This window comes from Sulfitobacter albidus (genome assembly GCF_018200035.1).
Classification (GTDB): Bacteria; Pseudomonadota; Alphaproteobacteria; order Rhodobacterales; family Rhodobacteraceae; genus Sulfitobacter; species Sulfitobacter albidus.
The window spans coordinates 530,037-554,222 of the sequence record NZ_CP073581.1; the positions used below are offsets into that span (position 1 = coordinate 530,037).

General features: G+C 58.3%; 23 protein-coding genes, 1 tRNA gene and 1 pseudogene. 16 read left to right on the forward strand and 9 right to left on the reverse strand.

Going from position 1 to position 24,186, the window contains the following annotated elements; translation table 11 throughout:
- Positions 1-20 precede the first annotated feature (20 nt).
- From meaB to KDD17_RS18695, 3 genes and pseudogenes are all read left to right on the forward strand, one after another.
- Positions 21-1,010, forward strand: a complete 990-nt coding sequence (meaB, locus tag KDD17_RS02495; protein WP_212705139.1) for a methylmalonyl Co-A mutase-associated GTPase MeaB — start codon at positions 21-23, stop codon at positions 1,008-1,010.
- Between the two features lie 116 nt (positions 1,011-1,126).
- Complete coding sequence (gene rpmB / locus KDD17_RS02500; protein ID WP_212706123.1) at positions 1,127-1,426, forward strand: 50S ribosomal protein L28; 300 nt, start codon at positions 1,127-1,129, stop codon at positions 1,424-1,426.
- Positions 1,427-1,642: 216 nt separating this feature from the next.
- A pseudogene (locus KDD17_RS18695) lies at positions 1,643-1,974 on the forward strand (copper chaperone PCu(A)C).
- Here the strand turns inward: KDD17_RS18695 and KDD17_RS02515 are convergent.
- Positions 1,971-2,660, reverse strand: a complete 690-nt coding sequence (locus KDD17_RS02515) for an NAD-dependent deacylase (RefSeq protein ID WP_212705141.1) — start codon at positions 2,658-2,660, stop codon at positions 1,971-1,973. The pseudogene KDD17_RS18695 and the gene KDD17_RS02515 sit on opposite strands and share 4 nt — an antisense overlap.
- 17 nt (positions 2,661-2,677) lie before the next feature.
- Complete coding sequence (locus tag KDD17_RS02520) at positions 2,678-3,637, reverse strand: LysR family transcriptional regulator (protein ID WP_212705142.1); 960 nt, start codon at positions 3,635-3,637, stop codon at positions 2,678-2,680.
- 124 nt (positions 3,638-3,761) lie between these two features.
- Between KDD17_RS02520 and KDD17_RS02525 the strand changes: the two genes are divergently transcribed.
- The 6 genes from KDD17_RS02525 (at position 3,762) to KDD17_RS02550 (ending at position 6,917) form a co-directional block, all read left to right on the forward strand.
- Entirely contained in the window at positions 3,762-4,637 is an 876-nt protein-coding gene (locus KDD17_RS02525; protein ID WP_212705143.1) for a carbon-nitrogen hydrolase family protein, read from the forward strand.
- A gap of 78 nt (positions 4,638-4,715) precedes the next feature.
- A complete protein-coding gene (infA, locus tag KDD17_RS02530) occupies positions 4,716-4,934 on the forward strand; it encodes a translation initiation factor IF-1 (protein ID WP_005978431.1) in 219 nt (72 codons plus the stop codon).
- A gap of 24 nt (positions 4,935-4,958) precedes the next feature.
- Positions 4,959-5,537: a Maf family protein gene (locus KDD17_RS02535; RefSeq protein ID WP_212705144.1), complete on the forward strand. Its 579-nt coding sequence runs from the start codon at positions 4,959-4,961 to the stop codon at positions 5,535-5,537.
- The gene (locus KDD17_RS02540; protein ID WP_212705145.1) at positions 5,534-6,556 is read left to right on the forward strand and encodes a ribonuclease E/G; all 1,023 of its coding nucleotides are present in this window, start codon (positions 5,534-5,536) and stop codon (positions 6,554-6,556) included. Before KDD17_RS02535 ends, KDD17_RS02540 begins: the two co-directional genes overlap by 4 nt.
- Entirely contained in the window at positions 6,556-6,741 is a 186-nt protein-coding gene (locus KDD17_RS02545; protein ID WP_212705146.1) for a DNA gyrase inhibitor YacG, read from the forward strand. Before KDD17_RS02540 ends, KDD17_RS02545 begins: the two co-directional genes overlap by 1 nt.
- 101 nt (positions 6,742-6,842) lie before the next feature.
- Positions 6,843-6,917 (forward strand) — tRNA-Phe (locus tag KDD17_RS02550).
- 108 nt (positions 6,918-7,025) lie between these two features.
- Here KDD17_RS02550 and KDD17_RS02555 read toward each other — a convergent pair.
- The 4 genes from KDD17_RS02555 to KDD17_RS02570 form a co-directional block, all read right to left on the reverse strand.
- Complete coding sequence (locus tag KDD17_RS02555) at positions 7,026-7,352, reverse strand: helix-turn-helix transcriptional regulator (protein WP_212705147.1); 327 nt, start codon at positions 7,350-7,352, stop codon at positions 7,026-7,028.
- A gap of 508 nt (positions 7,353-7,860) precedes the next feature.
- Entirely contained in the window at positions 7,861-9,873 is a 2,013-nt protein-coding gene (locus KDD17_RS02560) for an AAA family ATPase (RefSeq protein ID WP_212705148.1), read from the reverse strand.
- 132 nt (positions 9,874-10,005) lie between these two features.
- Positions 10,006-10,938 (reverse strand): GIY-YIG nuclease family protein, encoded by a 933-nt coding sequence (locus tag KDD17_RS02565; RefSeq protein WP_254796867.1) that lies wholly within the window; start codon positions 10,936-10,938, stop codon positions 10,006-10,008.
- A gap of 142 nt (positions 10,939-11,080) precedes the next feature.
- Entirely contained in the window at positions 11,081-11,608 is a 528-nt protein-coding gene (locus tag KDD17_RS02570; protein ID WP_212705149.1) for a hypothetical protein, read from the reverse strand.
- Between the two features lie 121 nt (positions 11,609-11,729).
- Between KDD17_RS02570 and KDD17_RS02575 the strand changes: the two genes are divergently transcribed.
- Positions 11,730-11,921: a hypothetical protein gene (locus KDD17_RS02575; RefSeq protein WP_212705150.1), complete on the forward strand. Its 192-nt coding sequence runs from the start codon at positions 11,730-11,732 to the stop codon at positions 11,919-11,921.
- Between the two features lie 21 nt (positions 11,922-11,942).
- Here KDD17_RS02575 and KDD17_RS02580 read toward each other — a convergent pair whose 3' ends face one another.
- Positions 11,943-12,353 carry a response regulator transcription factor gene (locus KDD17_RS02580; RefSeq protein ID WP_212705151.1) on the reverse strand — a complete coding sequence of 137 codons (411 nt, stop codon included), beginning with the start codon at positions 12,351-12,353 and terminating at the stop codon, positions 11,943-11,945.
- Between the two features lie 320 nt (positions 12,354-12,673).
- On the opposite strand from KDD17_RS02580, the gene KDD17_RS02585 reads away from it, so the two are divergent.
- Complete coding sequence (locus KDD17_RS02585) at positions 12,674-13,267, forward strand: hypothetical protein (RefSeq protein ID WP_212705152.1); 594 nt, start codon at positions 12,674-12,676, stop codon at positions 13,265-13,267.
- A 119-nt stretch (positions 13,268-13,386) separates the two neighbouring features.
- Positions 13,387-13,965, forward strand: coding sequence for a hypothetical protein (locus KDD17_RS02590; protein ID WP_212705153.1), 579 nt, complete (start codon positions 13,387-13,389; stop codon positions 13,963-13,965).
- A gap of 6 nt (positions 13,966-13,971) precedes the next feature.
- Here KDD17_RS02590 and KDD17_RS02595 read toward each other — a convergent pair whose 3' ends face one another.
- Together KDD17_RS02595 and KDD17_RS02600 are read right to left on the reverse strand one after the other, a co-directional pair.
- The gene (locus KDD17_RS02595) at positions 13,972-15,411 is read right to left on the reverse strand and encodes a relaxase/mobilization nuclease domain-containing protein (RefSeq protein ID WP_212705154.1); all 1,440 of its coding nucleotides are present in this window, start codon (positions 15,409-15,411) and stop codon (positions 13,972-13,974) included.
- Positions 15,396-15,731, reverse strand: a complete 336-nt coding sequence (locus KDD17_RS02600; protein ID WP_212705155.1) for a plasmid mobilization protein — start codon at positions 15,729-15,731, stop codon at positions 15,396-15,398. Before KDD17_RS02600 ends, KDD17_RS02595 begins: the two co-directional genes overlap by 16 nt.
- A 712-nt stretch (positions 15,732-16,443) precedes the next feature.
- Here KDD17_RS02600 and KDD17_RS02605 point away from each other — a divergent pair.
- Genes KDD17_RS02605 through KDD17_RS02620 form a run of 4 tightly spaced genes read left to right on the forward strand, consistent with a single transcriptional unit; the run spans position 16,444 to position 24,159 of the window.
- Positions 16,444-19,698: a helicase-related protein gene (locus KDD17_RS02605; RefSeq protein WP_212705156.1), complete on the forward strand. Its 3,255-nt coding sequence runs from the start codon at positions 16,444-16,446 to the stop codon at positions 19,696-19,698.
- A complete protein-coding gene (locus tag KDD17_RS02610) occupies positions 19,695-20,384 on the forward strand; it encodes a DUF4391 domain-containing protein (RefSeq protein ID WP_212705157.1) in 690 nt (229 codons plus the stop codon). The genes KDD17_RS02605 and KDD17_RS02610 overlap by 4 nt, the downstream gene beginning before the upstream one ends.
- Positions 20,381-22,504, forward strand: a complete 2,124-nt coding sequence (locus KDD17_RS02615) for a site-specific DNA-methyltransferase (protein ID WP_212705158.1) — start codon at positions 20,381-20,383, stop codon at positions 22,502-22,504. Before KDD17_RS02610 ends, KDD17_RS02615 begins: the two co-directional genes overlap by 4 nt.
- Positions 22,504-24,159 (forward strand): RNA-binding domain-containing protein, encoded by a 1,656-nt coding sequence (locus KDD17_RS02620; RefSeq protein WP_212705159.1) that lies wholly within the window; start codon positions 22,504-22,506, stop codon positions 24,157-24,159. Before KDD17_RS02615 ends, KDD17_RS02620 begins: the two co-directional genes overlap by 1 nt.
- Positions 24,160-24,186: the final 27 nt, after the last annotated feature.

Consider the following 24,186-nt stretch of genomic DNA (forward strand, 5'->3'; position numbering starts at 1 on the left):
GCAGACGAAGGAGAGCCGCGATGGACATCGCCGATATGGCCAAACGCATCGCCGCGGGCGAGCGCCGCGCCCTTGCCCGCGCGATCACGCTGGTGGAAAGCGGCCGCGCCGATCACCGCGCGCAGGCGACCGAATTGCTGGCCACGCTTGGCACCGGGCGCGAGGCGCTGCGCATCGGTCTTTCGGGCACGCCGGGGGTGGGTAAATCCACCTTTATCGAAAGCTTTGGCAAGATGCTGACGGCGGATGGCAAACGGGTGGCGGTGCTGGCGGTTGATCCGTCCTCGGCGCGCTCGGGCGGCTCGATCCTGGGGGACAAGACGCGTATGGACGAGCTGGCGCGCGATCCCAATGCCTTTATCCGCCCGTCGCCCAGCCAGACCCATCTGGGCGGCGTGGCGCGCCGCACGCGCGAGGCGGTGGCGCTGTGCGAGGCGGCGGGGTTTGACGTGGTGCTGATCGAAACCGTGGGTGTGGGCCAGTCAGAGACAGTCGTGGCGCAGATGTCGGATCTGTTCTTGCTGCTGCTGGCGCCTGCGGGGGGCGACGAATTGCAGGGCGTCAAACGCGGCATCATGGAGATGGCGGACCTGATCGTCATCAACAAGGCGGACGGCGATCTGAAGGCGACGGCGGTGCGTACGCAGGCCGATTACGCAGGCGCGCTGCGGCTGCTGCGCAAACGCGCGCAGGATCCCGACGGCTACCCCCGGGCGATGACCGTTTCGGCGTTGGAAAACCGCGGATTGCCGGAGGCGTGGGACGCGCTGCAAGAGCTGGCGGGCTGGCGCCGCGCGCACGGGTTTTGGGAGGCAACGCGGGCCGGGCAGGCGCGCTATTGGTTCGAGGAAACAGTCAAGGCGGCGCTGCTGGCGCAGCTTGAGACGCCGCAGGCGCGGGCCGATCTGGCCGCGCTGTCGCAGGCCGTGGCCGAGGGCACGCGGGAGCCTACCTCGGCGGCGCGCGATTTTGTGCAGGCTCTGGGCAAGAGCGCCGCGCAATCGGGTTGACCCGGCACGCGATTCCCCCTAAAGCCAGCGAACGAAATTCGGGGTCGCGCGGGGCGTGGCCTGTCAACGTCGTGGCGCCGCACCCGCGCGCCGCCCAAAAACAAGAGGTAACGCCCATGTCGCGCCGCTGCGAACTGACCGGAAAAGGCCCGATGACGGGCAACAACGTCTCCCACGCGAAGAACCGTACACGCCGTCGGTTCCTGCCCAACCTGAACGACACCACGCTGGCGTCCGAAGCGCTGGGCCGCAACTTCAAACTGCGGATCTCGGCGCACGCGCTGCGCTCGGTCGATCACCGCGGCGGTCTGGACAAGTTTCTGGCGAAAGCGAAAGACAGCGATCTGTCGGACAACGCGCTGAAGATCAAGAAAGCGATCGCGAAGTCCGGCTCGGAAGCGGACGTTCTGTCCTAATTCGGTTGACGTGATTTTTGCGGCCCCGGTCTGATACGCTCAGCCCGGGGTCGTTTGCGTTTGGAGGGTTTGATGGCATCGCGGAACGTGATTGTGGCCGCCACGACGCTGATCGGTCTGTTGGCGGTTATCATGGCCGTTGTCTCGGTGAAGCTGTCGCCGCTCGATCAATCCGACGCAGGCTTCATCGTCGAGGCGCCGTATCTGCGCAGCAGCATGCCAAGCGCGCAGACGGCGGCGGCGTTTTTGACCCTGACAAACCAGACCGGGACCGACGACCGCCTGATCGGGGCAGCCAGCCCGATTGCCTCTGCCGTGGCGCTGCACCGCCATAGCGAGGACGGCGCAGGCGTGATGCGCATGTCGCAGATTGCGGGGGGATCGACCTGCCGGACGGGGGGAGCCACGTCTTTGCCCGCGCGGGCGATCATTTGATGTTCACCGGGCTGAGCGCACCCCTTGAGCAGGGGCAGATCGTGGATGTGACGCTGAGTTTTGAAGAGGCGGGCGAGATTACGATCAAGGTGCCCGTGGATCAGGAGCGCTAGGACAGGATTTCGTCCACCCAGGCGGTCACGGTCTGGGTCGCGGGGCCAAGGCGCGCGCTGTCGAACTGCGAGCCGACGGCGGAGCGTTCCAGATTGATCTCCACCGTTTCGGCGCCGGCCCGCGCCGCTTCGGCCACGAACCCCGCCGCCGGGTAGACATTGCCAGAGGTGCCGATGGCCGCAAAGACATCGCAGCGGCCTAATGTCTCGAATATCCGGTCCATCTGATAGGGCATCTCGCCGAACCAGACGATGTCGGGCCGCGCGGCGGCCGCGCCGCAGGACGGGCAGGCATCGCCCACGGCCATGGTCATCGGTGCGGGCCAGCGGTGATCGCAGGCCGCGCACAACGCCGAATTGAGCGCGCCGTGCATGTGGATCAGATTTTGCGAGCCGCCGCGCTCGTGCAGATCGTCGACATTCTGCGTGACCACCAGCACCTCGCCATCGTGCTCGGCCTCCAGCCGCGCGAGGGCGCGGTGCGCGGCGTTTGGCTGGGCGGCGGCGGCGGTGGCGCGCCGGGCGTTGTAGAAATCGACGACCAGCTTGGGATCCTTGGCAAAGCCTTCGGGGGTGGCGACGTCTTCGACCCGGTGTTGTGCCCACAGGCCGGTTTCGGCGCGGAATGTCTCGATCCCGCTTTCGGCGGAGATACCCGCTCCGGTCAGAATGACGATGGTGCTCATGGCGGGCTCCGTCTGGATTAGGAAAGGTGGAACTGGCCGTCGAGCCAGGGCATCTGTTCGATTGCGGGCGCGACGATCCGGCGTTCGACCAGCCCGCGCACGGCGGCGGCGATATCTGCGGGCACGTCACCGGCCCAATCGCGCGTCGTAAAAAGCGAGATCTGGCGCGCGGCCCCGGCACCGGGCAGGGGGTGTGCCGTCAACTTCTCGTGGAAGCGCGACGCGCGCATGAATCCCGCGGGCGTCGTGATGGTCCAGCCGATGCCTTGAGCGACCATGGCCATCAGGGCCAAATGGCTGCCGATCTCGAAACGGGCGGGCAGGATCGCGGTTTCCATCTTGAGATAGCTTTCAATCTGTCGGGCGATCAATTGCTCGCTTGAGTACCGCAGGAACGGCAGCGCAGCCCCGCCGCGCAGAAAGGTTGGCGCGTCGCACTGCGCGCCCTTGGGGGTAATCACGATGAACGGATCGCGCGCGATCTTGTATTCCATCAGCGTGTCGCGGTCATTGGTGGCGCTGGCGCAGATCGCCATATGCAATTGCTCGTCGCGCACCATGTCCAGCAAATCACTGCTGCTGTCAGTGAGCATCTTGAACCGGCAGCCCTGAAGGCTCTCGGCGAGGATCAGCGACAGGCGCGGGGTCACGTCATCGTCAAAATCGTCGATCACCCCAAGGCTCAGATCCTTGAGATGGGCAAGATCCATCACGCTGACCTCGGCGGTGGCCAGACGCAATTCCGACAGCGCAGCGGTCGCGCGCCGCAGAAAGCTTTTGCCCGCGGGCGTCAGTCGCATGGGGCGGCGTGCGTGATCGACCAGCTTGACCGCCAGCGCCTTTTCGAGATTGCGCATCTGCTGGCTGACCGCCGGTTGGCTCAGGCCGGTTTCCTGCGCCGCCTGCGCGACAGAGCCCGAACGGGCGAGTGCCTCGAAAACCTCGAGGCCGCGCAGACTGATCCCTTTGATTTGCATAAATTCGCCTTTGAACAGAATACGTTGACTGTGCCATTCATCTTCGGCGGCGTCTACGGCAAACCTGTACTTGCGGGCGCCGCGCGCGGCTGACAGAGTTGCGCTGCAGTCACGAGGGAACACCATGAGAGTCGCCACCGCCGCCTATCCGCTGGATCAGTTCACCTCATGGTCGCAGGTTGAGGAAAAGCTGACGACATGGGTCGCGCAAGCCGCCGGGCAGGGCGCGGAGCTGTTGGTCTTTCCCGAATACGGCGCGATGGAGCTGGCAACGCTGGACGGGCCGCAGGTTGCGGGTGATCTTGAGGCATCGCTCTACGCGGTGTCGGAAAAGCTGGCGGAGGTGGACGCGCTGCACGCGCGGCTTGCAGCGCAGTACGGTGTGCACATCGTTGCGGCCTCGGGTCCGGCGGCGACGGACACACGACCTGTGAACCGCGCGCGTCTGATCACGCCGGGCGGCGCGGTCGGTGTGCAGGACAAACAGATCATGACCCGGTTCGAACGCGAAGTCTGGGGGGTGATCGGGGGCGGTCCGCTTCAGGTTTTCGACACTGTGCTGGGGCGCATTGGTATCCTCATCTGCTACGACAGCGAGTTCCCGCTGCTGGGCCGCGCCTTGCAAAGCTGCGACATCATCTGCGTGCCGTCCGTGACCGAAGCGCTTGCGGGCTACTGGCGTGTGCGCACGGGGGCGATGGCACGTGCGCTGGAAAACCAATGCGTGACGGTGATGTCATCGGTGGTCGGGCAGGCCGAATGGTCAGAGGCGCTGGGCAGCTGTGTGGGTACGGGTGGCGTTTTTGGCCCGCCCGATACGGGATTTCCGCCCACCGGCGTTCTGGCCGTCGGAGAGATCGGGGCCCCCGGCTGGACCTACGCGGACATTGACCTCGATGCGATTGCACGGGTGCGCGCGGACGGCGTCGTCTTGAACCGCGCGCATTGGGTCGAGCAGACCGGGCGCGACGCTGCGGCCACTAATGTGGTACTGCGCTGAGTTCCCCCTTGAAAATCTGGCAGAATGCGATCATTTAAGCGCGTGCCCCGCTGATGGGGCGTTGTTACAGGAGAGACCATGGCCAAGGAAGACACGCTCGAATTTCCCGGTGTCGTCAAGGAACTCCTGCCTAACGCGACATTTCGGGTCGAGCTTGAGAACGGCCATGAGATCATCGCGCATACGGCAGGAAAGATGCGCAAGAACCGGATCCGCGTTCTGGCAGGCGACAAGGTGCAGGTCGAGATGACCCCCTACGACCTGACCAAAGGGCGCATCAACTACCGCTTTAAATAACGCCTGCGGGCCTTGGGGGCCGCTATGGCATTCATTCTGGGATCGGGATCACCGCGCAGGCGCGAATTGCTCGCGCAGATCGGTGTGGTGCCCGATGACATCCGCCCGCCCGATATCGACGAGGATCCCCACGCAGCCGAGCTGCCGCGCCCCTATTGCCAGCGCATCACCCGCGAAAAGGTCGCCGCCGTTCAGGCGGCGCCGGGGGATGTAGTGCTGTGCGCCGATACGACGGTGGCGCTGGGGCGGCGGATCCTTGGAAAGCCCGCAGACCGCGCCGAGGCAGAGGCGTTTTTGCGCTTGCTGTCGGGGCGGCGGCACCGGGTCATCACCGCCGTGGCAGTACGCCGGGATGCGCAGCTGTGGCAGCGCGATGTGGTCAGCACCGTGCGCATGAAAGTACTGTCCGAGGCCGAGATCACCGGATACCTCGATACGGATGACTGGCCGGGCAAGGCCGGCGGCTACGCCATCCAAGGACCTGCGGGCGCGCTGATCCCTTGGATTTCGGGCAGTTTCACCGGCATCGTCGGGCTGCCCCTGGCCGAAACGGCGGGCCTGTTGCAGGCCGCAGGCATCCCCATCTACGGAGAACGCGCATGAAGGGCCGTACCATCATTCTCGACCATCTCGGCGATGTGGAGGCGGCGGCCCTCATGGTCGACGGCCAGCTCGACGATCTGCTGATCGACTCCCCCGATGCGCCGCGCGTCGGCATGATCTACCGTGCCATCGCCGATCGCCCGGTCAAGGGGCAGGGAGGCATGTTCCTGAAAACCCCCGACGGATCCGCGTTTCTGCGCCAGATCAAGGGGCTGGCACCCGGTCAGCCGATATTGGTTCAGGTCTCTGGATTTGCCGAGCCGGGCAAGGCTGTGCCGGTCACGCAAAAGCTGCTTTTCAAAAGCCGCTTTGCCATCGTCACGCCCGAGGCGCCGGGGCTCAACATCTCCCGCAGTATCCGCGACGAGGCCGAGCGGGACCGACTGCTCGAAATCGCGCATGACGCGGCTGCAGAGGCGCCGCATGGCTTGATCCTGCGCTCGTCCTGCGCAGGCGCCGGGGCGGAGGAGATTGCAGAGGACATCACCGCCATGCTGTCACTCGCCGATGCGGTGCTGGAGGATGCAGGTACCGACCCGGAGACGCTGACCGAAGGGGACGGCCCGCACACGATCGCATGGCGCGACTGGACAGGTCCCGCCGATATCGAGACCGAGCCGGGCGGGTTCGAGACCCACGGCGTTCTGGATGCGCTTGAGGCCCTGCGCGGGGCTGCGGTGCCCCTGGGCGCGGGCGCGTCGATGTATGTGGAGCCCACCCGCGCGCTCGTGGCGGTGGACGTGAATACCGGGCGCGACGCCTCGCTCGCGGCGGGGATCAAGGCGAACATGGCCTGCGCCCGCGCGCTTCCCCGCGCCCTGCGTTTGCGCGGTCTCGGCGGCCAGATCACACTCGACCTCGCGCCGATGCCAAAAAAGGACCGTCGCCCGTTCGAGACCGCCCTGCGCGCGGCGTTTCGGTCGGATGACGTGGATACGACGCTGGTCGGCTGGACCCCGCTGGGCCACTACGAGCTGCAGCGCAAGCGGGCGCGCGCACCGCTGGCGGAGGTGCTCTAATGGCCTGCCCGATCTGCGATGAAGAAACGGTGGTCAAATACCGTCCCTTCTGCTCGCGCCGCTGCGCCGACATCGATCTGGCAAAATGGTTGAACGGCGCCTATGCGACCCCGTCGCAAGACCCCGAAGACATTGAAAAAGCGCTGGACGCGGTTGACGAGACGCAGCAGGCCAAGCCGCACTGACAGTTAATCCGACCCGTACCGCGATTGCGCTAAAAAGAGGCTGGACACCCATCGATTTGGCCCCTAGAACGCCGACACCCAGCCGACGCGTCGGCACCCGTGCCCGGGTAGCTCAGGGGTAGAGCAGTGGATTGAAAATCCTCGTGTCGGTGGTTCGATTCCGCCCCCGGGCACCACTAAAACTTTATTTAAGTTCAGTGGCTTGCATTAGTTTTGTCATAGGCGTTCGGCCTCCTCGTTTTGCGTATTCATCGCTCAGTGGCACACTGGTGGCACAGAGCATTCTACATGGAGGGTATCGGCGCTGTGTTTGTGTCGTCGTTCGAACCAATGCTCGGGTCTGGGTCTACGGGATCAAACTGTCTGGTCCACTCCGCTCTGTCACCCTCTACCAAGGCTACATAGGCGTTCACCTCGCTCACGATAAAGCGGGTGCTGTAATTTTCGTTGAACGGATTACCGAACTTGTGCTTGCGCGGAAACTGCGGGTTTTCTCGGTGCCACCGATCAACGGTGGCACGCGAGACCTCGAAAAGGCGCATGAGGTCCTTGATTGTGCAGTAGCGGCGGTGTGCAAGCCATTTCGGGAGGGAGGTGTTCGTATCTGACATGATGATGTTCCTTTGTGTTCTTTGTTTTGACCTGCCTGATCTCGTGCTTGTTGCTGGCCATTCACGATGCGGCAGGTGTCTAAGAATAATGGGGCATCGTTCCGCAAGCACGCATGTCAGGGCGGAAATCCTGCTCACTTAGGGCGAATCCTGTGGATAGCGGGTTCGAGTTGACCCACTCACCTCTGTCCGCTGTTCAAACGGTAACAATTCGCTCGTCGTGATGATTGCTTGGTATCCGTTCATGCGCAAAAATACGGATTTTGCGCCATCCTCTTCCATAGATTGATTGATCCCATCCAAATGGTATGAAGCTCGTTTTGCAGGCCGCCCTCTGTGAACGGCCTGATGTATCTCACCGTCGGTTCGGGTTTGGCGACGCTGACGCGCCGGATTGTGGCGGGAACCTTCGTCCCCGCGGTTTCTTCTACAGTATTTATGGAGTGGTAGGTGGGGCGGGTGGTTCTCCTTTCGCAGCGGCGCAGCGGTTAGGCAGTTGCCGGTGTTTTTATGCGCGGGTGGCTTCTGGGCTAGGTTCGGAAGAGGTGGGGGATACTCCGTCGAGAAGCCGTGCGATCGTCGGAGCTTTGATCGCGCGGTAAGTAACGAGATGGCGTGCAAGAGCTTCGACGTAGTGCCGGTTGTGTTCAAGAATTCTGCCTGCACGGGTTTCTGCACGGGTAATGCGTTGCAATACCTTGTCCCTGATCGCCGGTGTCGTGATATATGCGGCGTGCGGGTCCTGATGCCAGACTGGCCCTTGGAGGCCGAGACCATAGGTCGTCTCTATCGAGATCGCAGCACCGGTTGCGAGCGCGAGGTCGGAATGTGCGGGTCCGCCGGCACCCGCGGAGATATCTCCAAGGATCAGACGTTCCGCAGCGCGGCCCGCCATCGAAAATGTGATCTGGGTCTCAATATCGGACAATTTGCTTTCATTGTCATAGATCCGGCACGCAACATTGCCGCCGTTATCGGTGATCATGATGCTCTCGAGGTGGCCGATCCCAAGGGCCTGCGCAACGACAGCATGTCCGGCTTCATGGACTGCGATCCTCCACGTGCGGTCGCGGTTTTCACACTCTGGCGCGACATTCAACTCGGCTTCGAGCATCTTGACCGACAGCGGTTTGCGGGCGTGCCGGGCGTCTGAGCGTGCAGCTCTGATCGCGGCGTCGAGGTCGGCGGCCGTCTTACCAACGGCACGGTGCGACAGAGTGCGCAGGTGGTGATCAGCGATATCCTGAGAAAGGTGGTGCCGAAGGATTTCAAGAATGGCGTCAGCATCGGGTAGAGGGACTTCGATTTTGACATCCATCCTGCCAGAGCGGATCACGGCGGGATCAATCCGGTCGAGATAGTTACACGTTCCAACGACCACGACACCTTCCTCGCGACCGATCCGGTCGAGTTCGGTCAAAAAAGTCGTGATCACTTGCGTGCGGTAGTTGCTGGCGTGACGGTCTGGATCCACACGCGATCCGACTGCGTCAATCTCGTCGATCACCAGAAGGCACGGTGCTTTCCGCCGCGCCTCGGCAAAGCTCGCCGTCATTTCACGCAGCATATCGCCGAGATGGCCGGCGGCCTGCCATCGCCCAAAACTGCCTGTGACCATTGCAATACCAGCGCTGCGCGACATCGCGCGTGCGAGCCATGTTTTGCCCGTTCCGGGGGCCCCATAGAGCAGCATTGTATGGTTGATCTCGTGCCATTGTGCCTTTCCCGCTTTCCAAGCGAGAAGATCAGCAACGATACGTCGTGCGGCGGTAAGGGCCACGCCGTCACCATGCATGTCCTCCAGCCGCGGGCCTTCGGCTTGGGCATCGCGATGTGCAATTTGTCCCAGACGCGAGATTGCGTCATGCAGGATCGGTGCGCGCAGGGCGGCGCATAACTCGACCGTGGTCAGACCTTGCAGTTCTGGCTCGGACGGCAGGGCAGCACGCAAGTTTCCGCTACCGGCGGTCTGGTCAGCGAGATGCCCCGACGCAAGAAATTCGAGGACCACATCATGGGTAACGGGGGCCAAGATGAGCGGGTTCGGCACCGTAATCTGCAAAGCCTTTGGCAGCGTTATACCGTCGGTATGAAGGATGAGGATCGGTTCGATCTTGTCCATACTTTCTGTGACGAGGCGGTTGAAACGTGATTGCGCGGTCGTTGAAAGTGCGCCGTTCGTGAGATCGGGTCCAACAATGGTCCAACGTGATGGGAAGATATCGTTGATGGTTTCGGTAATGGTTTCCAGATCTGCAATCGGTATCCCGCTGACTACGGTGATGGCCCCGCAATTGAAGGCATCGCGTTCAACTTCTGACGATCCAACCGTGGCTGCAATCCGAATGGCAGACAGCAGCTTCCGGGCGGGGACATAGCGAGATGGCAACTGTGCCGTATCCGCAAAACGCTCGGCGGGTTCCGGGCCCTCAAATTTTTGAAAAAGGATATCCAACTCGGACGGTTCTTCATTATCGTCGGAAAGAAAAACACCATGGCGTTTGCGCAGGCGGTCAATCAAGGTGTCAGCGTAAGCCGACCAGGCGGGTTTTTGTGCTGTAGTTTTGGGCATAAACAAGCCCTCCATATAAATTATGCATTCGTTGGCCTCCGGCCGGCGCGGCCAGAGGGTGAAGTGATTTGGCGGTCAGGGTTATGAGACGCGCGGCGTGAAGTCGGTGGCGATCGCATCCAGTTCGGCGAGGATCGTTTCAGTCAGACGATCGTCGTAGATTTCCGACTTTACCTTGATATGACCTTTGTAAATCGCCGGATCGACGACTGCATCGGCGTAGTCGCGGCGGAATTTCCGGTGTAGCGCTTTTTCCTTCCGGATCGCGATTTGACCGGACGGCACCGCAACCTTTCTCAGGATCGCGCAAGGCATAGCGGGGTCCGAGATGAGTTGGTGATGCAAGCGGCTTTCGGGATTCTTGGAATATCCCAGCTTCACGAGGTTCCGGCTATTTGGGAGCGTGAATCGCATGGCATAGAGATGGCTCGGTGCGGCTGACCATTGTTCGCCACATCCACCACACGATAGCCGTCCAGTCTGGAGATTGGCCCTAGCGATACGTTGGGAATGGCCACAGTCTGTGTGCTGGTAGTGACGATAGTTGGGATTACCTTCCGGATCAGGGCCGAGCAAGGTCCAGCCTTGTTTAGTAGCCTCGTCTGTCTCGCTTTCTTTATGGCAAATATTACAGCGGATACCGGTCCGGCCTGCCGCAACGCGTTCGACTAGTTCGAGCTGACGGCGGATCTTGTGTCCGCAAGGGGCTTCATAGAACGCGTAATGCCGATCTTCAGGACAGCGGTCGATGTATGTGAGCCCAGCATTCTGCGCGGTGATGAGCCATCCGGTCTGCACACAATAGGGGCACAAAGGCTGTGCCGACATGACAGTGTAAAGGCGCGCCTTGATCAAGGCGCCGCACTGGTGACAGCGCAAGGCAACGTGGAGCCGATCAATGATCCGGTCCATGATATCGAAGCCCTTGGCCGTTGCCGCTTCGATCCAATGCGGCAGGATTTTTCCCGGAAATGTCGGAAAAGCTGTGTCGGAAATTGTAATTGTATTTGTCATTGAGATTCCTCCAGAGGTGCCGCCACTCGACACTAGCGCCAGAAGACGCGGCGCGTGAGTAAACGGCTGTAGATTTGAGAACGTGTTAGGGTGGATTTTCCTTCCCACGCATCGGGGAAGGAAAGCCGATTGGGCGGTCGCGTTAGAAGTCGAACGTCAGTTTGTCTGTCGCGCAATCACCCGACGAGGCATCATCAACGGGCGCCCCGTCGAACAACGGAAGACAGAGCATTGCGTTCACGAGATGGCGGCCATGGATCAGCAGGCCGTTCCGATGGATCGCTGTGGGCGACAGCCCAGCGGCTTGGAGCTTCGTGAAGAACATAAGCTGCATCTCAAATTGCAACGCTCGCGCACCGCCCGGTTCTTCGTGGCCGATCATCGTGTCGATGAGAAGAGTCATCCGTTTGAGGGGGATATCTTCACAGATCTCAAGTGGCAGGCAATGGACCTTACCGAGGGCGTCGGCGAGATGTTCAAATGCTCTCTCTGTGTCCGCTGCCCACATGGAGTAAGCTGGATCCTGACTGTGCGCGATATCTTCCAGATCACGCTCTGCGATGGTGAAAGCCTTGAGCGCTTTTAGAACATCACAAAATGCCAAAGAGATGCGGGTATTTTTCGGGGGTTCATGGCCCAGATCGGGCATGATAGGAACATATTTAGTCATCAGATTTCTCCTACGGAATGACGATGATCAGGACCTTGGCGAGAGTTACCGCTCTTGCCTTGGTCCGCTTATTATGTAATGTTGTAATCATATAGTCAAGCATATTTGAGGATGATTCGACATGCCTGAGCAGACAAAGAGAATCGGCCGCCCGAAAACCGATACGAAACCTGTCATGATCCGCATGGAACCGGAGATGATCGACGATATTGATGCGTATCGCAGAACGCTCAATGACATCCCCACAAGACCGGAGGCGATGCGGCGTATCCTCGCTGATTTTCTGGATGACTGGAAAGAGGGCGAATCTTGATCCGTGAGAGCTGACAGGATGTTAGATCCTGAAAAGCCCTGCACTGATGCAGACCGCAACCGCGTGAATTTTCGATTTCACGTTTAAACGGGCACAGGCCCGCCGCGCGTAGAAAGCGACTGTCGCCTCAGATAAATTCAGAAGTTGTGCGGTTTCCCAGGTGGTTTTGCCTCGAGCCGCCCACCTGAGAACGTCAAGTTCCCGCGGGGCGAGATACAGCGTGGACGGGTCTGTTGTATCGTCAGCTTCTGCAGACTGGCGGCTTTGCAGACGAGATACGTTGCCATTTCCTGTTCCCGACGAGTGAACCACGATGCATGCGGCAGCACCGGATGACGGCTTGCCACTTATGGTTGGGTCGGCTGGAAACTGCGGGCTTTGTTCGAGGCCTATAGGCGCTTTTTCACCAGCAATTTTGAAGTTGTAAAACATAGTTGCGCCTCCGAGTAGTTGAGAGGCGGCCCGGCAGAATAGCCGGGCGTTCGAAACTCTGCGCACGCACAAAGCGCTGCCACCTTTGGGCAGAGCCTTGGACATACGTGACAGCCGCCCGGCCAGAAAGATCTGACCGGCTTGTGCTCGTTGGAGTTTCGACGCCCCGAAGCACGGATTTGGCCGTGCTCTGGCTGTAGTTTCGCACGGCGCTTGAGCTGACGCAAACACGATACCTCTGTTTGGTGGTATTTTTTGTTCGCCAACCTCATGAAATAACGAACAGAACTGTTTTGCGAATTTCTATATGAGGCTTTGCCATGAAAAAATATTTCGGTTTCTTTTGCGCGGCGATCACCTTTGGTGTTTTCGGGGCCACAACCGCAAGCTCACAGTCCACCACATGTGAATTGACGGTAGTGGGGCAAACTTACATCAATGGCCCCTGCGATATTCGTTCGTTGTCGGACGGCGAGGGGAGTTTTCAGATTACCAGCCTGGATCAAAAGTATTTCGCATATCTCTATGTTCGCGGAGCGGGGATCGGCGAGGCTTTTTGGAATGAGATCGCTGGCGCGGGTCATGCGCATACACCGCTTGGAAATCTTCGGCGTGAAGGCGCGTGTTGGATCAATGATACTGCACGGATTTGCGCTCGGGCTTCCGAAGAAAGCAGCTCCTTGTCTCCCTTGGGGGCCTGGGACTGTGAGATCATGCGGTTCACATTGAGCGCAACGGAATACAATGTGTCCGGGAAGCTGGTCCCCGTCGCCAATATCGAGCAAATCGCGGAAGACGGGTTCGGGATTACACTCGCCGACGATTACCGGTTCGCAGTTTTTGATGTGCGACCAGAAAGCCTGACATGGCACTCGCCCAAGAGTGGTGACACTTTTGAATGTCAGCGGGAGTAGGTCAACCAAAACCACGGGCTTTGTTGGAGTTCATCAAGTCGGATCGAGTGTTCTGATCAAAATTGATCGGAAGCAAAAAATACGAAATAAAAATCCACATCTTAAAGAGGAGCGTTTTCATGGCCGTCAAAGCGAAATTCGATCAGGGATTTACGGTTACTGAAGAGGGCGGAAACAAGATCATTTCGTTCACTGGTAACGGATTGCCATGGATTGGGTTTGTCATTCTTCCTTTTGCATATCTTGGCCTGCTTGCAGCATTGCTGACCGCGTTCTGGATGGTCGCTCTCGTTGTCGGTGCTGCTCTGAGCTGGCTGATCTACTCGATGTATCAGCCTCAAGCATTCACCTTGACGGCAGAAGGCCTCGTCAAAAACGGCGTCGAATACGAGGCCGAACGGATATCCGAAATCTCCATCGATAACCCGATGGACGATGGTGTGTCCTACACCGAACAACCAGGGATATTTGTTGGCGGCACTGGCGTGGTCGGCGCATCCGTCGCGGCGATGTCGATAAGTGCCAACTTGGCGGCCAGCGGCATGGTCCACGCAAGCCAGGCAATCAGCAACGCCGCGGCAAAGCGCAGACACCGAGTGCGAATAAAGTATGGCGCGAAGTCCATCACCATCGCGAGAAACCTGAAGCAGGGGAAAGCACTGGCGATCTTCGATCTGCTTACCAGAGAGCAGACCTGAGCCCCCCTAGAAATCAAAGTCGTTGTCGCGATCCACAACCTTTGCTTCGTCGAGTTCGTGAGGTTTGATGCTTGGTTCAAAGTCTTCACGAAAAGCGAAGGCTTCCGCACCATCTCGCACGATCTGCACGTTGTGCGGCGACACGACCACTCCGCTTTGATCGGAGAACTTGACAGCGATTTGTGTGTGTCCCTTAACCGGGCTCAATCTCCAACCCGGCAGGCGTTTCGCGGCGATGGCACAGACCTTGGCCAGTAGGGATCCAAATGTTATGCGAGAGGGATCTTCAAGGTCTTCAGCAACCGGTCCATTTTGAACGCCTGCTGCCGTTGGCTTTCCTGAATGGTTTGAAAAGCTCTCTTGTTTTGTTCGTCCACCCTGTTCATCTGCTCCGCCAAGAGTGTGAGTTCGACTTGATACTGGGCCTGTCGATCGGTCAGATTCTGCAACAGCTTTCGAAGCATCTCGCCAAGGGACTCTTTCTGATCGTCCGGCCGATCCAGTAAGTCCAGCAGGGCGTGCAGGTCGAGGACATGGCTGTCCATCGTTTCGATCTGGTTGCGGATGATCTGCAAGTCGGACAGTGGTTCGATCAGGCTCTGGTCTGTTGATGATGTTGGCAACGATAGTCTCCATGTATGGCGTATTGAAAATCTGGACCAGCTGATTCAGATCGAGGGCGTCGCGGACGCGACGGAGCTTTCCGGTAAGTCGTAGAAGATTATTGAGATGACGGGGTTCCCAGGCTTTGCCGAGTTCACCGCCGAAAACTGATGCTTCTCCATTGTCAAATTGGAAGGCCGAGACCCCATGAACGTTCGACGTCATTTTGACCTGATAGCCGGCCGCGCACTTGAAAAGACCTGCATTCAAATCGGACAATGTCTCGGGTTGCCGTTTGCTGAACACTTCTCGCAGATCTGTATGAAGCGCTTTGAGATGAGCCTCGGCAAGTCTTCTCTTGGGCGTCACCGGATTAAGACGAGCTGCTCCTTCCGGGTCGAAGTAAACTGGGGTCGGCAAACCTAGCATTGCGCAAAGGTGCCGATGAGTTTTCTCAGCCTTGGCGGCCGATCCGGACACCGACAAGGGGCGACCGGCGAAATCCCGTAAGGTGATGGCCGTATGAACATGATCACAATCGGTGTCCTGATGCCGCTTGGAGAACCAGGGCGTCATCTCCGGATCAAGGCCCAAGACCTTTAACGCGGCGGCGATGAGTTTCACCCAGACCATCTTTGTGGCTTTCGCGCCTTTCGGCAGAGACAGGGTCATATGTAGGATAGGTTCAGGACGAGGATCACCGAGGATCATTCCTCGGAACCGCTGAAACAGATCGCGATTTCCAAAATTTGGAATTGTGCCACCGATCGGCTCAGCGTCGGGCTTGTTGATGTAACGGTTTACCTTGTCAGGATCGCCGTGCCAGGTCAGATGCGGGCGCATGACGTGATCTCCTGCAGTTCATGGCGCACCGCATCGCATGTCAGCATGATCTTTTTGACGGCCTTTTTGGCTTCGGAGCCCGACAGTGGCCGATTGCAGGGATCACTTTCATCCGCCTCGCACAGGAGCTCATTGCAAAGAAGTGAGAGCTGGCCAATGCTAAGCGCGATGTCCGTCAGATGGACGGGTGCGCCGAGGAGGGCACTGTCGCGCAGATACGCCGCGCGCGTATTGTAGCGTGCTTTTTCAGCTTTACGTTCGATGATCTCTTTCTCAGAGGCCGTCACCTTGAATTTTACGTCTTCCGTTCGCTTTTCCATGTATCTTCTCCATCTGGTTTTTTGATGAACATTTGACGCTTAGGATGGTCCTGAACGGCGAGAGTTGTTGCCCCTGAACCGTCGTTATACCGTCCTTCTATGCACCGCCAGTTCGCTTCGATGGATTGGAGATAAGTAGAACGAGCAGCCTGTCATCATCCTAAACGCTTGAATATAGCGATTTGGCGCACGTTTATGTGGATAACGTTCGTTATGGCTCGGGTTGGGTGCGTGAAGGTCATTGAATGCTTGAAGATGAACAAAACAATCCGATGACATCTGGATAAGCAGTGAACGTTCGCCGATTTCAATAAACATGCCTTTCATTCATAGCACCTAAGGAGGGGCCCCGATTTCGCATTACTCTGTTATTCGGAGTGACCGTTTGCGGGGGTGATAAAATTGCCTGAGGCCAGCTTTGCCCGAGAAAAGCTGAGGTTCACGAACTATTGGAAGAGTAGTGATACCGCGCTTCATTTAGAAATAACGCCAAATTTTTGGAAGATTGAACGCGAATTGAAATCCATTCTCGGACGGAAACTCTTGCATGGCAACTTCAGGGTTTTCCAAAATTTCCGACATGAAGACCTTCGATTTTGGCGATTTCTCGAGAACCGTCTTTGTCGAATTTATCAAATTTCCATGTAGCCGTTGCGGATTACAACGTTGGCGGTAGGGTGTGATCTGACAGGAATTTTTGCGGAGTTCGGCCTTGCGGATCATCGACAATACGACATCCTTACTGGGTGATGACCTCAAGCAAGAGCTTGGCGGCGCGGCGAAGTTTCGCGTGGCGGCAGGATGCTTCTCGATCTACGCCTTTGAGGCGCTGAAGTCCGAGCTTGAGAAGCTGGACGAGTTCGAGTTCATCTTCACGTCCCCGACATTCCTACCCAGTCAGGCCATCGACCGGATCAAAAAGGAAAAGCGTGAATTCTTCATCCCCAAGGGCGGGGCCGTCGAAACGCTGTCGGGAAGCGAGTTCGAAATCCAGCTTCGCAACAAAATGAACCAGCGGGCGGTTGCTCGGGATTGTGCAGACTGGATCCGCCGGAAGGCGCGGTTTCGGTCAAATGCAACCTCGTCAACGATGCAGCAGTTCGCCCATGTTGAGGGCCGTGAGATAGGGACGGCTTACATGCCGCTGTCGGGCTTCACGGCTGTGGACCTCGGATATCAGCAAGGCGATGCCATCTCGAACCATGCCCATGTCATGGACGAGCCGCAGTTCGCCCAGACCTATCTGACACTGTTCGACCAGATTTGGAATGACGACGAAAAGCTGAAAGACGTCACCGCCGAAGTGCTTGAACACATCGAAACGGTCTACCAGGAAAATCCGGCAGAGCGGGTCTACTTCATGATCCTCTTCAACCTGTTCAGCGATTTCCTGAGCGAGATCGACGAGGACGTCCTACCGAAGGATCGGACCGGATATCTTGAAAGCCTAGTCTGGAAGAAGCTCTTCAATTACCAGCGGGACGCGGCCGTTGGGATCATCAACAAGCTCGAGACCTACAACGGCTGTATTCTGGCGGACAGTGTGGGCCTCGGGAAAACATTCACAGCCCTCGCCGTGGTAAAATACTACGAGCTGCGCAACAAGGACGTGCTGGTCCTATGCCCGAAGAAGTTGGCGGACAACTGGCGCAACTACAATGCGAACCTGACCACCAACATATTCGCAAAGGATCGTTTCCGTTACGATGTGCTCTGCCACACCGATCTGTCCCGAACATCGGGTGAATCCTTTGGGATGCGGCTCGACCGGATCAACTGGGGTAACTATGATCTGGTCGTTATCGACGAGTCCCACAACTTCCGGAACAACGATGTCTTTAAAGATCGTGAGACGCGATATCAGCGGCTCATGGAAAAGGTCATCAAGGCCGGCGTGAAAACCAAGGTTCTGATGCTGTCGGCCACACCCGTCAACAACCGGTTCACCGATCTGCGCAACCAGCTCGCCCTTGCCTATGAAGGCCAATCGGATGCCTTGAGTAAGAACCTCAAGACGAAGACAAGTGTTGAGGAAATTTTCAGACGTGCTCAGGCAGCCTTCAACGTCTGGTCGGATCTGCCGTCGGATCAGCGGACCCCGGCCTCCATTTTGCGCACGCTGGATTTCGACTTTTTCGAGTTACTGGACGCCGTGACTATCGCGCGGTCGCGCAAGCATATCGAGACGTTCTACGACACCGCCGATATCGGAACATTTCCGACGCGGCTGAAGCCCTTGTCGCATCACTTGCCCATCACGCACCGGACAGATGTGATCGGGTTCAATGATATTTTCGCCCAGCTGAGCATCCTCAAATTGGCGGTCTATGCGCCGGTCAATTATATTCAACCCAGCAGATTGAAGAAATACGAAGACCTCTACGATACTAAGACCGAGGGCGGCAAAGGCACGCTGAAACAGGCCGACCGTGAGAAGAGCCTTCAGGCCCTGATGACCACCAATCTGCTCAAGCGGCTTGAAAGCTCGGTGCATGCCTTCCGCAAGACGCTCGGTGCCCTGTCCGGCAACATCGCCAGCACGCTTGAGGCGATTGACCGCTTTGAGGCCTATGGTGGGGGTGGCGTGATCGAGGATCTCGATCTTGAGGCCGTTACCGATGAAGACGATGATTTCGGCGATTTCTCTGTCGGCAAGAAGATCAAGATTGATCTGGCTGACATGGACATCAAGGCTTGGAAGCAGGAACTGGCGGCCGACAAGGTCATCATCGACGGCTTGATCACAGAAATGGAACGGGTGAAGCCCGCGGATGACGCCAAGCTCCAGCACCTGATCGCCGAGATTGAGGGCAAGATGGCCAACCCCCTGAACGACGGGAACCGCAAGGTTGTCGTCTTCACGGCTTACGCTGATACAGCCAACTACCTCTTCGCGCAGCTCGCCCCGCATTTTGCCAAGGCGCAGAACATCCATACCGGCATTGTTACCGGGTCTGGTGGCCCCAAGACGACCCTCAAGAAAACATATGACTTCCAGTCCGTCCTCACGCTCTTTGCCCCTCGGGCCAAGGAGAAGGACAAGATCATGCCGGACGATCCGGCAGAGCTGGACATCCTCATCGGCACGGATTGCATTTCGGAAGGGCAGAACCTTCAGGATTGCGACTACCTGATCAACTATGACATCCATTGGAACCCGGTGCGGATCGTCCAGCGCTTCGGGCGGATTGACAGGATCGGGTCGCCCAACACCCAGATCCAGCTGTCCAACTATTGGCCAGACATCAGCCTCGACGAATACATCAACCTCAAGGAGCGGGTTGAGAACCGGATGCACATCGTCGACATGGCCGGGACGGGGGAGGACAACGTTCTGACCTCCAAAAGCTCGGACGTTGCCTACCGCAAAGACCAGCTTCAACGCCTTCAGGACGAGGTGATCGAGTTGGAGGACGTCAAGACCGGCATTTCCATCACCGACCTGGGGCTCAACGACTTCCGCATGGACCTGCTGAACTACCTCAAGACGCATGACGACCTGCCGCGCATGTCCAATGGCCTGCACACTGTGGTTCCGGCGGACCCCGAGCGCGGGCTTGTCCCCGGGGTGATCTTTGCGCTGCGCAATATCCACGATAGCGTGAACGTCAACCAGCAGAACCGTCTGCACCCCTATTACCTGATCTATATCGGGGAGGATGGCGAGATTGTCGCCGACCAGATGCAGGTCAAACGCCTGCTCGATCTGATCCGCACGGGGTGCAAGGGCCACACCATTCCATTTCGCGATCTTTGCACCGCTTTCAACGCCGAGACGAAAGACGGGCGCAAGATGGAGACCTATTCAGACCTGCTTAACAGCGCGATCAAATCCATGATCGAGGTGAAGGAGGAGCGTGATATCGACAGCCTGTTCTCGGGCGGGCACACAACTGCCCTGACTCAGACCATCGCGGGGCTTGAGGATTTTGAGCTGATTGCCTTTATCGTGGTCCGTGCGGAATGACGGCGCTCTATCAATATCCGCCCCAGACCGCGTTGAAACGGGTGATCCCAAAGACGCGCATCTATGACGGGGCCAAGGCCAGCACCGCGCTGCGGGAGCGGTTCGTGCGCGAGGTGGATCAGATCGTCTGGGCGCACAAGCTTGCACCCGAGACGCTGAACCTGCCCGCTACCGCCGCTGTGCCGGAAATTCAGGTGTTCCGTCTCACGCTCAAGGGGGACGCGCTGCACGATGACATCCTGCGCGCCATTGACCGCGCCATTCCGTTTCCTGTGCTGTTCGAGTTGGTCACAGACGCGCGGATACAGGCGGCGGCGGCGTTCAAGCGGCCCTCGGACGCGGCATCCGGTAAATGGGTGGTGTCGGACCATCTGCGCGGGGCGTGGGTGGACCGTGATGCACCGCGCGGCGCGCTGCCCGTGGCAGTGTCGCTGGGGGTGCTTTATGACCGGATGCTGGCCGCCCTCAGTCCGGTTGAGGCGCGCGCGGGCGAGGATACGGAAACCCGCCTTGCGCGTGCGGCGCAAATCAAGGCAAAAGAGCGCGAGATAGCGCAGCTTCAATCCAAGCTGAAACGCGAAAACCAGTTCAATATCAAAGTGACGCTGCATGGCCAACTGGCCGAGGCGCAGGCGGAATTTGAGCACATGAAGACGCCGGACAGGGGCGATAAGGGGACACCATGACAGACGAGATTGACAAGCTGAAAATGCACAGCCCCGACCTGACCCAAGACAACATCGCCAAGATCCGCGCGCTGTTCCCCGGTTGCGTGACCGAGGCGGCGGGGGAGGATGGCGCGCCGACGCTCAAGGTGGATTTTGACCAGCTGCGGCAGGAACTGTCGGATGCAATCGTGGAGGGGCCACAGGAGCGCTATCATCTGGACTGGCCGGGCAAGCGGCAGGCGCTGATCACAGCTAATGCGCCGATTGCCAAAACCTTGCGCCCCGTTCGCGAGGAGAGCGTGGATTTCGACACCACGCAGAACCTGTTTATCGAGGGCGACAACCTTGAGGCGCTCAAGCTGCTGCAAGAGACCTATCTGAGCAAGGTAAAGATGATCTACATCGACCCGCCGTATAATACGGGGAAGGATTTCATCTACAAAGATAACTTTGCCAAAGCAAAAGAAGACTATGAAATTGAAGCGGGTGTCCGTGATTTAGATGGCGGCCAATTAGTTTCAAATCCCGAATCCAGAGGCCGCTATCATTCCGACTGGATGTCGATGATGTATTCTCGTCTTACCGTTGCGAAACGGCTGCTAATGGATGAGGGGATTATACTCGTCAGCATTGACGATTATGAACAATCTGCCTTGCGCAAGCTCATGGATGAGGTCTTTGGTGAACGAAATTTCATTGCTCAGCTTACATGGGAGAAAGGCAGGAAGAATGACGCCAAGTTCTTTTCGGTTGGGCATGAATACATGCTTGTATTTGGAAAGAACGTATCGAAGCTGCGGGAGCGGCATGAGTCTTGGCGTGAGGAAAAACCGGGTGCGCGAGAAATATGGGATGAGTTCATCAGGCTGAAACAAATCCACGGCGATGACTTCAAAGAGATCGAGCGAGAATTGTCTCAGTGGTATTCTGATTTGCCCAAAGGTCACCCCGCCAAGAAATGGGCGCGGTATAAACGGGTGGATAAAAATGGTCCTTGGAGGGATCGGGATATTTCGTGGCCCGGCGGTGACGGCCCGACTTATGATGTCATACACCCCATCACAAAACAGCCATGTGCTGTCCCGGAGGCAGGTTGGCGCTATGCTTCGCCAGATGAAATGCAACGGCAAATCAAACTTGGTTTGGTTGAGTTTCGTGATGATCATACTGAACCGCCATTTCGGAAAGCACACATCCGGCCAGCACCGGGAGAGGCTGATGATGAGCAGTCAGATCAGGTTGCTGATGAGGGAGGCGATACAGAAGAGGATGGCGCAGACGCAGAGTTCGCCACACAGGTTCGTGGGTCCTATTTTTACAAGCAATCGCAGGTCTCTGTAAAATACTTGAGAAACTTGATGGGAGGCAAAGTCTTTACCAATCCGAAGGATCATGAAGAGTTGGCGAAGCTGATTGAATATGTTTCGCCAAAAGATCGCGATGGTATCATCATAGACTTCTTTGCTGGTTCCGCCAGCACAGCAGAAGCGACCATGCGGGCGAATGCCATCTATGGCAGCAATCACCAGTTTATTATGGTCCAGCTTCCAGAAAGCCTTGTGGATGCCGAAAAGAACACGACCGGCACAGCCAAGAAAACAGTCCAAGCTGCAATAAAGCTGATGAAGAAGAATAATCGCCCGCCAGTTTTGTCTGAGGTGTCCAAAGAACGCATCCGCCGCGCAGGCGCAAAGATCCTCGAGGGGGACACCCACCCAGACTGGAACAAGGACGTGGGCTTTCGCGTGCTGAAAATCGACAGCTCGAACATTGCCGACGTCTATTACACCCCCGATGCCACAACGCAGGCCGACCTGCTGACCCGCGTGGACAACATCAAGCCCGACCGCTCCCCCGAAGATCTGCTGTTTCAGGTTTTGCTGGACTGGGGCGTGGACCTGACCCTGCCCATCACCCGCGAGGTGCTGCACGGGAAAACCGTGTTCTTTGTCGCGGGCACCGCCCTTGCCGCCTGCTTTGATGATGGCGTGGACGAGGTGCTGGTCAAAGACCTCGCCACCCGCGCGCCCCTGCGCGTGGTGTTCAAGGATACAGGCTTCAAGGACGACGCGACCAAGATCAACGTGAAACAGATTTTCAAATCCCTGTCCCCCGACACAGACGTCAAAGCCATCTGATGACGCCCGATGCGCTGCGCCAGAAACTGACCGACCTGATCGCCACCTGGGAAAACGAGGTGGTCGAGTTCAAGGAGGTGTCGAACGACTTTGATACCGACAAGATCGGCCGCTACTTCTCGGCGCTGGCGAATGAGACAAACCTGCGCGATGCAGAGGCCGGGTGGCTGGTGTTTGGCGTCAGCAACAAGACCCGTCAGGTCACCGGCACGCCCTATCGGCAGGACAGCGAGCGGTTGCACAGCCTCAAGCACCAGATTGCCCAAGGCGCCGATCCCACGACAACATTCCGGCAGCTTCACGAGGTGGATGTAGACGGCCAGCGCGTGGTGATGATGGAAATCCCGCCCGCCCCGCGCGGTATCCCGATTGCATGGCAGGGACATTACTATGCGCGGTCGGGCGAAAGCCTCGCCCCGCTCAGCCTTGCCAAGCAGGACGAAATCCGCGCCCAGACGATCACAACGGATTGGAGCGCGCAACTGGTTGAAGGGGCCACGCTGGACGATCTGGACCCCGCCGCCATCGAGCGCGCGCGCAGTGATTTTGCCCTGAAGCACCAGAACCGCATCTCCCCCGACGAAGTGCGCGACTGGTCCGTCGCCACCCTGCTGGACCGCGCCAAGGTCACGCAGCGCGGTCAGGTCACGCGCACGGCACTGCTGTTGCTGGGACGGGCGGAAAGCGCCCATCTGCTGACGCCCAACCCCGCCCAGATCACATGGAAGCTGGTCGGTCAGGAAAATGCCTATGAGCATTTCGGCCCGCCGTTCCTGCTGGCCACCTCGCAGCTGTATCAACGCATCCGGAACATCCAGTTGCGTCTGCTGCCGGATGATGAACTGTTGCCCCATGAGGTATCGAAATACGACCAGAAGGTCGTGCTGGAAGCTCTGCATAACTGCATTGCCCATCAGGATTATCGCCTGAACCAACGGGTGATCGTCACCGAAAAGCCGGATCGGCTGGCGTTCGAGAACGCGGGCCGGTTTTTTGAAGGTTCCCCAGAGGATTATGTGCGCGGTGACAAGTCACCCCGCGGCTATCGCAACCCCTATCTGGTGCAGGCGATGGTCGAGCTGAACATGATCGACCAGATGGGATACGGCATTCAGCAGATGTATGAAACGCAGCGCCGGCGCTACCTGCCGATGCCTGATTACGATGTGTCCGATGATGCGGTCGAGATGACGCTCTATGGCGGCGTAGTCGATCCCGCCTATACCCGCGTGTTGATGGAGAACGGTGGTTTGCAACTGGTTGATGTGCTGGCGCTGGACCGGGTGCAAAAGGGGCTGGAGGTGCCGGATGGCGCGATACAGGCGCTGAAGCGTAAGGGGTTGGTGGAAGGGCGCAAACCACGGTTCCGTGTGTCGGCGGCGGTTGCGGCGGCTTCGTCCAAGAAAGTGGATTATATCAAGCACCGTGCGTTCGAAGAGCAACACTATGCGGATCGGATCGTGCAGTATCTACGAGAGTTCGGCGCCGCCTCACGAAAGGATGTTGATGATCTGCTCTGGGATAAGCTCAGCGATGCGTTGGATGAAACGCAGAAGAAAAACAAAATAGGTAATATTCTCGGTAGCTTACGTCGAAAGAGTATGATTTTCAACGCTGGTTCCAAGGCCATGCCATCGTGGAGGCTATGCGAATGAAACGGGAACGCTCTACGAAAGAAGTTA